11 protein-coding genes and 1 pseudogene are annotated in these 12,127 nt (G+C 41.3%); all 12 read right to left on the bottom strand.

Annotation, left to right across the window (positions count from 1 at the left end):
* Nucleotides 1-9: 9 nt before the first annotated feature.
* Nucleotides 10-708 carry a carboxylesterase family protein gene (locus tag LNTAR_RS18305; protein ID WP_007280241.1) on the bottom strand — a complete coding sequence of 233 codons (699 nt, stop codon included), beginning with the start codon at nucleotides 706-708 and terminating at the stop codon, nucleotides 10-12.
* Between the two features lie 62 nt (nucleotides 709-770).
* Nucleotides 771-1,532, bottom strand: a complete 762-nt coding sequence (locus LNTAR_RS18310; protein ID WP_007280242.1) for a type II secretion system protein — start codon at nucleotides 1,530-1,532, stop codon at nucleotides 771-773.
* Nucleotides 1,533-1,787: 255 nt separating this feature from the next.
* The gene (locus tag LNTAR_RS26730) at nucleotides 1,788-2,540 is read right to left on the bottom strand and encodes a type II secretion system protein (RefSeq protein ID WP_193363967.1); all 753 of its coding nucleotides are present in this window, start codon (nucleotides 2,538-2,540) and stop codon (nucleotides 1,788-1,790) included.
* Between the two features lie 109 nt (nucleotides 2,541-2,649).
* Nucleotides 2,650-3,245: pseudogene (locus LNTAR_RS26050) on the bottom strand (glycoside hydrolase family 26 protein).
* On the bottom strand, nucleotides 3,242-3,796 hold the full coding sequence (locus LNTAR_RS18320; protein ID WP_007280245.1) for a glycosyl hydrolase: 555 nt from the start codon (nucleotides 3,794-3,796) through the stop codon (nucleotides 3,242-3,244). The pseudogene LNTAR_RS26050 and the gene LNTAR_RS18320 overlap by 4 nt, the downstream one beginning before the upstream one ends.
* A gap of 304 nt (nucleotides 3,797-4,100) precedes the next feature.
* Nucleotides 4,101-5,030, bottom strand: coding sequence for a hypothetical protein (locus tag LNTAR_RS18325; RefSeq protein WP_007280246.1), 930 nt, complete (start codon nucleotides 5,028-5,030; stop codon nucleotides 4,101-4,103).
* A 156-nt stretch (nucleotides 5,031-5,186) separates the two neighbouring features.
* Nucleotides 5,187-6,596: a glucuronate isomerase gene (uxaC, locus tag LNTAR_RS18330; protein WP_007280247.1), complete on the bottom strand. Its 1,410-nt coding sequence runs from the start codon at nucleotides 6,594-6,596 to the stop codon at nucleotides 5,187-5,189.
* Between the two features lie 35 nt (nucleotides 6,597-6,631).
* Entirely contained in the window at nucleotides 6,632-7,927 is a 1,296-nt protein-coding gene (locus LNTAR_RS18335) for a TRAP transporter large permease (protein ID WP_007280248.1), read from the bottom strand.
* Complete coding sequence (locus tag LNTAR_RS18340; protein WP_007280249.1) at nucleotides 7,927-8,451, bottom strand: TRAP transporter small permease; 525 nt, start codon at nucleotides 8,449-8,451, stop codon at nucleotides 7,927-7,929. The genes LNTAR_RS18335 and LNTAR_RS18340 overlap by 1 nt, the downstream gene beginning before the upstream one ends.
* Nucleotides 8,452-9,492: a TRAP transporter substrate-binding protein gene (locus LNTAR_RS18345; protein ID WP_007280250.1), complete on the bottom strand. Its 1,041-nt coding sequence runs from the start codon at nucleotides 9,490-9,492 to the stop codon at nucleotides 8,452-8,454.
* 135 nt (nucleotides 9,493-9,627) lie between these two features.
* Nucleotides 9,628-11,082, bottom strand: a complete 1,455-nt coding sequence (locus LNTAR_RS18350; protein ID WP_007280251.1) for a glycoside hydrolase family 28 protein — start codon at nucleotides 11,080-11,082, stop codon at nucleotides 9,628-9,630.
* 232 nt (nucleotides 11,083-11,314) lie between these two features.
* Nucleotides 11,315-12,106 (bottom strand): carboxylesterase family protein, encoded by a 792-nt coding sequence (locus LNTAR_RS18355; RefSeq protein WP_007280252.1) that lies wholly within the window; start codon nucleotides 12,104-12,106, stop codon nucleotides 11,315-11,317.
* Nucleotides 12,107-12,127 lie beyond the last annotated feature (21 nt).

A 12,127-nucleotide genomic window follows, 5' to 3' on the forward strand; every position in this document is an offset into this window, starting at 1 on the left:
CAGATGATTTTATTTACTTTGCACTGTAAACCATTTGTAGAGTTCTGGGTTTTTGAGCGTCTGCATAACAATGCCATGCCCCTCAGATTCATAGCTGGTGAACTTGACTCTTGTTGATTTCAGCTTCAATAAGGCATCCACCAAGAGCTTAGTTTTTTCATACTTCACCGTTTGATCTTTCTTACCATGAAAAGTCCATATATTAAGCTCTTTCAATTGAGCCACTTTTTGCTTTCTACTACCGCCTGCTATTGGTGCAATAGCCGCAAAGGTTTTCGGACTGGCCATGGCCCAGTCCCAGGTACCAAAGCCACCCATGCTGAAACCGCAAAGGTAAATTCTCTTGTCATCAACTTTATAAGTTTTCTTTAAATAATCTAAAAGCAAGTTGAGGTCCTGACTGTCCCACCAGCCTTTACCTTGTTTGTTAATTGAACACTGAGGAAGAATCGTGAGCATATCATACTTAGCAGTGTTTTTTAAAATCAACTTCCCCATACTCTTTAACTTATTTATCTCACTGCCTCTTTTACCGATACCATGGAGAAAAATAAAAACGGGTTGCGGTTTGGAATTTTTTGGCTTAGAAATTAAAAACTGCTTATTTAAGCATTTCGTTTTTTGGTGCACGTCCTGAGGTAATTGACCAATTTGAAAATCAGCTGAAGCCTTTGTACAAATGAGAAAAAATATTAAGAGAAAACGCATAAATTTTGCCCTAGTGCCTTATAAAAAATTAAAATTAAATATCACAAAGAGATTTCTTCCCTTTAATCCATTGATGGCATGGGTGCTTTGTAACCATCCACAGCCGTAGTGACATTGACCCAATGAAACCTTGGATCTTTCCAGTAAATATTTTTATAAATGAGAACTGCACCATCTACAAAAGCATAGTTGGTTCTATGAATGGCATTGCGACCACCGCGACCTCCACGTCGACGAAAATACTGTCGACCATCGCCAAAATCATCGGGTTGGCCATTCTCGTGAGAAGATTCAAAGGTCCCGCCTTGTTTTTCAGAAATGTAATCCATAGCTAGAACCTGAAATTGCTTGGGTGTAGTAGTATCAACTATGTTTGTAAAAGAGTTCTGAGTCAGCTTTGAAAATGATCTTGATTCATAGGCTGGGTCACTGTCCTGATCCCATAATAAATGGTACTGAGCCTCTGTAAATTCTGAATTTTCATTCTCCACATAATCAAAATCAAGAGCTTCCGGTGCTAGAGGACAGGAGTACAGTTCTCTTGTTACATAAGTTTCGAAAATATTAAATTCATGCTTACCTCCGTTACCACTTCTACCTATGTGAGTTGGCTTACGATCCTGGCCGCGCTTCCAAAACTTGTTATCATTGTCCATTGTATAGGCAATCGCCCCCTTAGTAATCTGTGAAAGATTATTCACACAAGATGTATTACGGGCAGTTTTACGCGCTCTAGCTAAAACGGGAAAAAGTAAGCTTAGCAATATAGCAATTATGGCAAGTACCACCATAAATTCAATTAAACTTAAAGGTTGTTTTTTCATTTTTTCTCCTGAAATTATTTATACACTTATGCGTATTAAAAAAAGAGAAAAAGACAGGTAAATAAATAAAAATTATATATTTTTTAAAGCATTAATATGTAAATATTTACATTTAAAAACAAAGCATCCCTAAATTGATTTAGAATTAGCTAAAACAACGTTAAATCTTACTTAGCATGAGGACCTGATCGCCTGAAAACTTCGACTTATGAAGTGATTTAAATTTCAAACTTTCTAAGTCATGTTTAATAAAATTTAATTTGCAGGCATAGGTGCTTTATAACCATCAACTGATGAGGTCACATTAACCCAATCAAAACGCGGATCCTGCCAATAGAGATTTTTATAGGTCAGGACTGCGCCATCTATAAATCCAAAATTAGTTCGCCATAGTGGATCTCGTCCCCCACGGCCCCCGCGTCGACGAATGTATTGTCCTCCATCATTAAAGTCATTAGGCTGACCGTTTTCATGAGAGGCCTGATAATAGCCACCTTGTTTTTCTGAAATATAGTCCATAACCAAAACTCTAAATTCTTTAGATGTCGTGCCGTCCACTACGTGAGTAAAAGATCCCTCATTGACATTTGAAAAGGATCGTGATTCATAAGCTGGATCACTGTCCTGCCCCCATAGTAGGTGATATTGAGCCTCAGTTTTTAAGGGGTCTAAACCCTCTACAAATTCAAAATCCATGGGTTCCGGCGCTAAAGGACAAGAATACAGCTCTCTGTTAACATATGTATTAAAAAGATTAAACTCATGTTGACCACCATTACCGTCTCTACCGATATGTGTTGGCTTAATATTTTTACCCCGTTCCCAAAAATCACCATCATTGTCTTCTGTAGAAATGAGCGTACCACGGACTATTTGAGAAATATTATTAACACATACTGCATTTCGTGCTATACGGCGAGCATTTTTTAAGATCGGCAGAAGTAAACTTGCGAGAATCGCAATTATCGCAATTACAACAAGTAACTCAATTAGGCTGAAGCGGAACACTTTTTTCAAAATAATCTCCAAGCTGATTATTTACTCATACGTAAGCTAAAAAAGTAAAAAGACACTTTATAAAAAAAAAATCTTAAAAAAAGTTATTTAACTACAAATCTTAATTCTTCTCATAAAAATCAGGGGACCGGTCTCCGAAAATCACTGCAGGATCTTTTGCAAATTTCTTAAAATCTTTATAAATGGCATCTCCTTTTATGGGAATCCAATGAGTCTCTTTTTTTGAGTTCTGCCAGATCATGAAAAAAGCAATGCGTTTAGCAACTGGATCATTTTTATAGGGATCAAGAAAATCTCTCGTATAACTGTAGTCCTTTAAACTCAATCCGTTTATTCCTTTTTGGTAGCAACCTTCCGTCATCGCTGCAATTTTGCCATGGGATTCAGCTAGTTTAACCACCGTTCTTGATGCACTTAAAGCCTCCACACTACTTTTGCCATAGAAGTCAAAACCATATAAATCCACATAATCCTTACCTGGAGAGATTTTCAGATAATCAGCTTCACTTTTTATTTTATCTGGCTTACCGCTAGGGCTTAAAGCATAGAGTAATTGTGAACCTGCTTTTCATCTCTTAGATACTCCACAGTAAAACGAAAGAGCTTATTATAATTTTTCTGCCCACAGTGTTTAAGACCCCACCAGAACCAATGACCATTGTGCTCATGCCAAGGGCGAAAAATTATAGGTATTATCGTGCCATTATTGCTTTTACACGATAAAAAAAATCGGCTAACTTATCGAGTTCTGCCTTAAACCAAGTATGCTTTTTACCACCTGACAAGAGCTCATGTACTGCGGGAGTTGTATCATAGAAGTTACCACCTTCAGGAGATATGGGATTCCATAAATGCCAACTAAAAGTATTAACCCCTCCTCGTTCATAAGCATTTAATACCAGCTCTCTCATCCAGTCCAGATTTCTTTTGACTTTATTTTTAGGAATAACTGGATTCCATAAGCTATTAATATCCCAACCATACACAACTGGATACTGCCCAGTAGCTTCAAAGCAATCAGATTTAGTCTTTGTGCCTTGCTTATGAGAGTGCCAACCCACTCCGTAAAGCGTAGTATTCTGATGACCAAATAAAATTCCTTTTCCCATCTGATGACGCAAAGAATTAAAAAGTTCCACGGTCTCTTTCGTTGCCTTCTCATCTATGGGTTTTGCCGCCGGTGAAAGCTCATTACCTGTAACCGACAAGAGCGCGTAACAAAAGATTAAACAAAGTATTTTTTTCATAATACACCAGTGATAAAAAAGTTGATAAAAATAAAGCTAATAAGAGATTCATTGATAAATTTAAACCTCGAAGACGAAATAGAGCTTATAGAGAAATATTATTATATGCATACTGCATTTCGATCTACATAGGGAATATTTTTTAAGATCGGCATAAGTAAACTTGCTTGGTTCGCAATCACCAAAAAAACTCAATTAAACTGAAAGAAGACATCCCCTCTAAATATTTATAAAAAAATGCGATAGATAAAGATATAAAAAGACACCTCAATAAAAAAAATTATGAAATTTTTGAAGATGACACTCAGTTCGACACTAATCCTTGACTCATATTTTCATCAATTAGAGACAAACTAGTAGGTCGATCTATTCCCTGATCTTTATTTCTTCTCAACTTCCAAATGATATTTTTATCTCTGTCAATTTCAAAAATCGGATAAGCACTGTTGTAAGCTGCTACAATGACATTGCCGTTACCTTTAATTTCAAAACCTCCCACAAACTCCAAGCCCAAAGCAGGTACATCATCACTGCTCAATGACCAAACTATTTTATCATTTTGATCAATTTCAATTAAGCTTCCACTGTTGGCTGTACTCATTAAAACATGACCATTTGACAGTAGTTTAACAGCATGAATTTTTCGGACCTTACCGGGAGTTAGTAGTTTATATAAATCAATTATTCGAGTCACCATGCCTTTTTTATTTAGCATATAAACTTTATTTTGGGCAGCCCCAGAAATGATATAACCACCATCATCTAACTTCCGCGCAGTCTTCATTTGAAGTCTTTTCTGACTCCTTAAATAAGGAATCTTAATCAATTTACGTATCTTGCCTTCTGAACTTAATTCCAAAAGAGTTTTGTTTGCCGCCACAAGTAATCCCCCGTCATCCAGAGGCTGACAGGAATGAATTTCCAATGGGCGCATCTTAGGCTCAAAAAAGATTTTTCTCGTATTGCTACTGTCGTATTTCCAAATACCCAAAGATCCACATACAATCGTGTAGTCTTCAGTCTGCCATACTTCCTGACACCTACCATAAGATGACCAACTTCTCTGTACACGCCCTTCAGAGACAAGCTTACATTTATCTTTTACATATTCAGTTACGAGAAGGTCAGGAATTAAATCTTTATCAACTTTCGATCCATTACTATCTATAAATTCCAACTCGGTGGCGATCACGAAATTTGTCAAAAATATAATTATGATCATAAAATATTTCATCAGTACTCACTTAATTAAGTTTCAAAAATGCCTCCCCCGGCTTATGTACTGATTCGTAACATTAAACTAATATAAGACAGCTAAAATTTATTATTATGTTATTTTTATTGATTAGTATGAAAAAAATTAAGATATGAATTACAAGGTCATCCTCAACTACAGATCAAAACCAAAATAGTTTTCAGCATTATTGTAACTAATATCCCTCACCATAGAACCCAATAAATCGGTATCGTTTGGGAGCAGCCCTCTTTTGACATCATTGCCAAGGATATTGCAGAGGATGCGACGGAAGTAGTCGTGACGGGTGTAGCTCAGGAAGGAGCGCGAGTCAGTGAGCATGCCCACAAAGCGCGAGAGTAGCCCCAATTGAGAGAGGGCTTCGATTTGACGCGTCATGCCCTCCATTTGATCCAGGAACCACCAACCGGATCCCAATTGCATTTTGCCTGCTACGCTGCCGTCCTGAAAGTTGCCGATCATGGTAGCTAGAACTTCATTATCTCGTGGGTTGAGGTTATAGAGAATTGTTTTTGCGAGCTGATTATTGGAGTCCAGGCGATCTAGTAGTTTAGCCAAAGGGCGAGCCAAATCAAAGTCGCCGATGGAGTCAAAGCCGGTGTCTGGCCCGAGGCTTTTGAAGAGACGTGAATTATTGTTGCGAATAGCTCCAAGGTGATACTGCTGAGTCCAGCCCTTTGCGGCATCCATGACCCCAAAGTGATAGAGCATGGCGGATTTAAACTTTAAGATTTTGAGTTCAGAGAGTTCTTTGCCACTGCGAATTTCATCGAAAATCATTTTGATTTCCTGGTCAGTATAATCCAGGGCATAAGCGGTTTCTATGCCATGATCCGAAAGGCGGCAGCCCACCTGATGGAAGAAGTCGTGCTGCTTATTGAGGGCGGTCATGTAGGAATCAAAGTTGGTGATGTCGATATTGGAGCGCTGAGCTAAAGCATCGAGCCATTGATTAAACTCGCCGGCATTTTCCACGGCCATGCCCTTGTCTGGTCGCCAAGTTGGAAGGACTTGGATATCAAAAGTCGGATCATTTTTAATGGCGATGTGATGCTCTAGGGAATCAATGGGGTCGTCAGTTGTACAGACGAGTTCAACCCCGCTGCTTTTCATGAGTCCACGGGCCGAAAAGCTCTCTTCTGACATGCGTTCTAAACTTAGGTTCCATACCTCATCTTCAGTTTTGGGTGAAAGCAGTTTTTCATAGCCAAAGTATTTCTTGAGCTCCAAATGCGTCCAGTGATAAAGCGGATTGCGCAGAGTTGCAGGCACGGTGGCAGCCCAGGCACTGAATTTTTCGCGATCTGAGGCGTCGCCCGTACAGAGTCTTTCCGAAACGCCGTTACTGCGCATGGCACGCCATTTGTAGTGATCGCCATAGAGCCAAACCTGGGTGATATTATCCCAGCATTTATCCTCGGCAATTTCCTGGGGTGATAAGTGGCAGTGATAATCAATAATGGGCTGATTAGCCGCATAGTTGTGATAAAGATTTTGAGCGACTTCTGTCTCTAGGCAGAAGTCAGCGTGAATAAATGAATTCATACTTAAGTATCCTTGTAAATTAAGATGTGAGGGGGCTAATCAACTAAGTTGAGTAAGCGTGGGAGCCACAGGGTGATGGACTCGATGTAGGTGACGCAGAGCAAAGCTGCGATCATCGCAATAAAGAAGGGGATCATAATGGGCGAGACTTTGGCTATTGAGGTTTTGCCAACTCCGCAACCAATAAAAAGGCAGGTCCCGACGGGCGGAGTACAAAGTCCGATACACAAATTGACGATGAGCATGATGCCGAACTGAACTTCGTGCATGCCTAGAGCTGTAACCACGGGAAGAAAGATCGGGGTGAAGATCAATACCGCGGGAGTCATATCCATGAAAGTGCCCACAATCAGCAGCAGTAAATTTATGGTCAGTAAGATGACAATGGGATTATCGGATAGAGCAATGAGCGCCGCGCTAACTGTTTGGGGGATATTGGCCATGGTCATGATCCAGCTCATGCCCGTGCTGGCACCAATGAGCAGCATGACAATCGCCGTAGTTACGCCGGTTTCCAGCATGATTTGCGGCATCTGCCTGAGCTTGATCTCGCGGTAAATGACAACTGATAAAATAAAGGCATAAACCACGGCAAAAGCGGCGGCTTCAGTTGCAGTGAAGATGCCTTTGAGAATACCGCCAATGACAATGACGATTAAAAACAAACTCAAAAAGGCCTGCTTAAAAGCCACGAGGATTTCCTTGATAGATGAGCGCGGCTCGGCTTTGTATTTCTTTTTTAGAGCGAAGTAGCCACAGACCAGCATAATAAAGAGGCCAGTTAAAACGCCTGGCAGTATTCCCGCCATAAACATGGCGGCAATGGAAACCGAACCCGCCGCAACGGAGTAGACGATCATGATATTACTGGGGGGGATCATCAGACCGGTGGTGGCCGCGGTGGTGGTCACCGCTACGTTGAATTCGCGATTGTAGCCTTTGCGATTCATCTCGGGAATCATGAAGCCCCCCACCGATGACACTGCGGCGGAAGCTGATCCTGAGATGGAGCCAAAGAGCATGCAGGTGAGCGTGTTCACATAAGCCAAGCCACCGGGGAGGAAGCCCACGAGCGTGCCCGCAAAATCAATGAGTCGCCGAGCCATGCCTCCCTTGCCCATGAGGTGACCCGAGAAGACAAAGAAGGGGATGGCGAGCAAGGCAAAGGAATTTACACCACTAACCATTTTTCCAGCCAAAACGATAGAGGGGTCGGAGCCCTCAACTAGGATGGCGGCAAAACTTGCGAGAGCAATGGAAACGGCAATGGGCACATTCATAATTAAGAGCAGTGCAAAAACCGTCACTAAAATAAAAGCGGTCATTTCCATTAGTTGAGCTCCTCACCGTCAGCTTCATGCAGCTGCTCTGCAGGCGTGACCATGGTCTCGTAGATATTTTCCAGGGTGAATAAAAGCATGAAGAAACCCGAGATCGGCAAGGCCAAATAAACGTAGCCCATTTTCCAGCCGAGTGCAGGGGTCATTTGCTCGAGTTTTAAGGATTCAGCGACAATGTAAGATCCACCGTAAAGGAAGATGGAGACAGAAAAAAGAAGTACGACAAAATGGGAAATGAGGGTCATTAATTTGCGGGCATCGCAATGAAGTTTGCCCACAAAATAATCGACACCAAGGTGTCCCTTGGTACCGAAGGCCAAAGCACCGCCCAAGAGCGATACCCAAACCAATAAAAACCTTGCCAGTTCCTCGGTCCACTTGGCTTGTTCGCCCATGACATAGCGCGTAAAAACGCCCCAAACCACGTCCAGTACTAAGGCGCCCACCGAGAAAATGAGCATGAGTTCTAGAATCTTAACTAGGAAAGATTTTCCTTTGACAATGAAGGCAATCATTTAGTCCACCTCATTAATTCTGTGGAGCAAGTCTTTGACTTTGGGGTTTTCGACTTGTTCGAGCATGGGAGCTACTTTGGCGGCAAAGGCCTGGACATCGACGTCGTAGATGGTGACACCATGTTTCTTAGCTTCTTCCAGGGCTTCTAAAGTTTTTTGAGTCCAAAGATCTTTCTGGAATTCACGGGATTCATCGGCGGCTTGCTGAACCCATTTTTGTACTTGCGGGGGAAGCTTTTCCCAAACTTTGCTACTCATTAAGAGGATGTCGGGAACGCGACTGTGGCCGTCCAAAGAAAAGTGTTTACAGATCTCGTAGTGTTTGTTAGTAGTAAAGCTGGGTAAATTGTTTTCGGCGCCATCCACGGTTCCCTGGGCTAAGGCCGAGTAGAGCTCACCCCAGGCGATGGGCGTGGGTGAGCCACCCATGGCTTTGACCATGGCAATGGCAGTGGCATTATTTTGCACGCGGATTTTGACGCCCTTTAAATCATCGGGACTCTGAATAGCTTTTTCTTTAGTATAAAAATTGCGACTGCCACCATCGTAATAACAGAGCCCGCGCAAGTATTTGGATTCACCTTTTTGGAGTAGCTCCTGGCCGACTTCGCCATTGAGCACATTCCAGTAATGATCACGGCTCTTAAAGACATAAGGTAAGCTAAAGACCTGCATTTCGGGGATAAAGTTTTCAATCGCTGCTGCTGCCGTTTTAGTCATGGCTAGGGAGCCGTTTTGGAGTTGTTCCAGGCATTGGGTTTCATTGCCCAGAACACTACTGGGGTAAATGTCCACATCCACGCTACCTCCGGATAATTCGGCCAGGCGTTTTTTCATGTGTTTCATGGCTTGATGCACGGGGTGGTTCACATCCAGGCTATGACCGAGTTTAAGGGTGATTTTTGCGCTATTACCCTTACCGGCTAAGGCGTCATTTAGGGCATCTTGTTTTTGCATGCGCAGGAACATGGCAAAGGCGCTACTGGCAATTAGCGCCCCCAATAATAAACCCACGACAAAATAGGATTGATTTTTTTTCATAGGATTTTTCCCTTTTGTCCAAGCCCGCTGACTTATGCTGAGCGGGTAAATACAGATTGATTGAGTGAACTTACTTTTTTGAAGAATTCATATCCGCGGCTTTTGCAAGCCCCCTTCGAATCCACTTCTTTGAGCCTAAAACTCTGTAACAAGATGAAGACCTTTAGATTCATCACCTTGTGACTTTAACCAAATGGCGTCTTTCGGCCAATTAAGTTCTACTTTTACTGATTCAACATCCTTGGCCATAACCCAAGGAATCGTCTTTTCAGAACTCTCCACATTTGATTTATTCACAAGAATATTTTGCGCCTTTTCAATAAACATGACATGTTTGTTTATCCCCTGATCCTGAGAAAAATGGATATTCTTGAGTTGCACATTTTTTGCGTAGCGAATCAACGTACCCCAGGCATTGAGCTCGCCAAATAAACTACTTGAGGGGTAGCCCTTGGTATCAATTTTCAACTCATAAGCTGAGAGTGCTTTATCATTTGATTTTTTGGATTTCTTTCTCTTACTCTTTTTTGAAATCGCCGCTTTATTGAATTGAAGGTCTAGGTCTTCGAGATTGATGTTCTCAATGATATGTCCTTCTATGCCAGAAAGTATAATTGGTCTCTCAGCTCCGCTAGCCTTTATATTACGTATTGTTAGGTTATTGACCGAGCCGACTATTCTTGCTTGAGTATCTCCCTTTATTTCACGTAAACGCTCACCGAGGTAAACAATTAGGGGGCATTTCGTACCCTTAATTTCTATCTCTTCTATAAGGATATTTTCGATCTTGGCCCCATCAACACTAAATAAAGCGATGGCATCACGACCTCCAGTAATCTTGAGATTTCGTGCTGTAACATTGATGAAGCCTGCATGGCTTTCAGTTCCAAACTTGAAGGCTGATTTTACAGAATTCAGGCGACAATTAGTCACTAATATATTTTTGTTTGCCCGTCGTGAACAAGTCTTTAAGGTTATCGCATCATCATGTGACCTGATATCGCAATTATCAATCTTCACATCATGGCAACCATCGATATTGAGCCCATCATCATTTTTCATATAATTCTTAACTGTGATACCCGATACATTTACTTTATCACAACGATAATAATGCTGCGTCCACATCGAGGCATTTTGCAATGTGATGTCTTTAATAAGTACGTTTTCACAGCCATCAAAACGAATAAGAGAAACCCTCGCCGACTCAGAGGAGCGCGCCTTAAACTTATCCGATCGCCCTTCTATTGTCCCCTTGCCTACTACCGCGACATGCTTCTGATTTTGAGCATAAATCATCGCTCTTCGCTCTGGGTAATAGGATAAAAAATCTACAGGTACATAGGGATAATCTTCCCTATCTCCGGTATTTTGTAGAACCGCATCTTTTGCGATCTCCAAAGTTACATAACTCTTCAATGTAATTGCCCCAGACACAACTACACCCTTGTCTATAACTACTGTTCCACCTCCCTCCGATGCGCATCGATCAATCAAGCCCTGAAGGATCAATGCATTATTACTTACACCATCTGCCTTAACCCCATTTTCGGAGGCGAGGTATTGAGCCGCATTCACAGCTAAGCTCATTGTAAGTATGAAAAAAAACGTGTTTAATCTGCTTATAAATCTCATAATAAAAACCTTTGAATCTTAGTATAGAAGTCATTTAAACTTCATGAGTCAAAGCAACAGTTTAGAGCTGCATACTCATAAGTTTCCCGTATTTATGACTAGTACGAAACGATTCGGTCCCTTGAGACAGTCAGACCATAGCTTTTCACTCATTTATCAATCATTAAATACAAAAAAGCTAAAGTCATTATCGTGACTGTTTAAACATCCAGGTCAAGAAGTCGGGTTCAGGATCACAACGGTCAGAGGCCATCTCTGTAATGGCAGACTTATCCCCGGGAATAATTTTTTGCGCGACACCATGCTTGGCTCCAAGCCATGTCGTGAGCTTCATATTGCCATTTAATTTTTTCATAGTAATCAACAACTTTTTTGACATCTCATAGGGAACAATATTATCTTTATCTCCATGTAGAACCCAGAGAGGAAGGTCTTTAATCAGTTCTGGCTTCACAAATTCACGTCCCTTGCGACCGCTCCCCGCACAAGGCGCTGCAGCTGCAAAGTATTTTGGATCGTGCTGAATCCACAAAAAGGTGCCATGTCCACCCATTGAGTGACCCATGATATAGATTCTCTCCTTATCGACAGCGGGAAGCTCCTGAATAACATTTTTAACTTTTTCAAAGCGATCAATCTCCCAATGACTATTGGATTGAGGAGCCACAACATAACAGGGGAAATCTTTGCGTATTATATCCTCAGTCAGTTGTGCGGGCCAAGCTTTGAGCTGCTTTTTATTGTCCTTACCGCGCTCACCTGCCCCATGCAAAGAAATTATAACTGGGTATTTTTTATTGTCATCAAAGTTTAAGGGACGTAGCAAACGATAGGGCATAGAGTCAACGCTCAAGTTTTCATATAGCTTTTCAACTTGCGGATCTAGCTTAAATTTCTTTTTTGATGACTTCTTATCTGCTGTGAGAGTTAAGCTCAATAAACAAACACCAAAGATAACTATAATATTTTTAAATTTCATCAAATTTTACCTAATTATAAA

The sequence above is a fragment of the Lentisphaera araneosa HTCC2155 genome, assembly GCF_000170755.1.
In the GTDB taxonomy this organism is placed as follows: domain Bacteria; phylum Verrucomicrobiota; class Lentisphaeria; order Lentisphaerales; family Lentisphaeraceae; genus Lentisphaera; species Lentisphaera araneosa.

Excerpts from the sequence above, each read along its gene's own strand:
- LNTAR_RS18305 (WP_007280241.1), bottom strand. The coding sequence starts at position 708 with ATGCGTTTTCTCTTAATATTTTTTCTCATTTGTACAAAGGCTTCAGCT.
- LNTAR_RS18310 (WP_007280242.1), bottom strand. The coding sequence starts at position 1,532 with ATGAAAAAACAACCTTTAAGTTTAATTGAATTTATGGTGGTACTTGCC.
- LNTAR_RS18320 (WP_007280245.1), bottom strand. The coding sequence starts at position 3,796 with ATGAAAAAAATACTTTGTTTAATCTTTTGTTACGCGCTCTTGTCGGTT.
- LNTAR_RS18325 (WP_007280246.1), bottom strand. The coding sequence starts at position 5,030 with ATGAAATATTTTATGATCATAATTATATTTTTGACAAATTTCGTGATC.
- uxaC (WP_007280247.1), bottom strand. The coding sequence starts at position 6,596 with ATGAATTCATTTATTCACGCTGACTTCTGCCTAGAGACAGAAGTCGCT.
- LNTAR_RS18335 (WP_007280248.1), bottom strand. The coding sequence starts at position 7,927 with ATGGAAATGACCGCTTTTATTTTAGTGACGGTTTTTGCACTGCTCTTA.
- LNTAR_RS18340 (WP_007280249.1), bottom strand. The coding sequence starts at position 8,451 with ATGATTGCCTTCATTGTCAAAGGAAAATCTTTCCTAGTTAAGATTCTA.
- LNTAR_RS18345 (WP_007280250.1), bottom strand. The coding sequence starts at position 9,492 with ATGAAAAAAAATCAATCCTATTTTGTCGTGGGTTTATTATTGGGGGCG.
- LNTAR_RS18350 (WP_007280251.1), bottom strand. The coding sequence starts at position 11,082 with ATGAGCTTAGCTGTGAATGCGGCTCAATACCTCGCCTCCGAAAATGGG.
- LNTAR_RS18355 (WP_007280252.1), bottom strand. The coding sequence starts at position 12,106 with ATGAAATTTAAAAATATTATAGTTATCTTTGGTGTTTGTTTATTGAGC.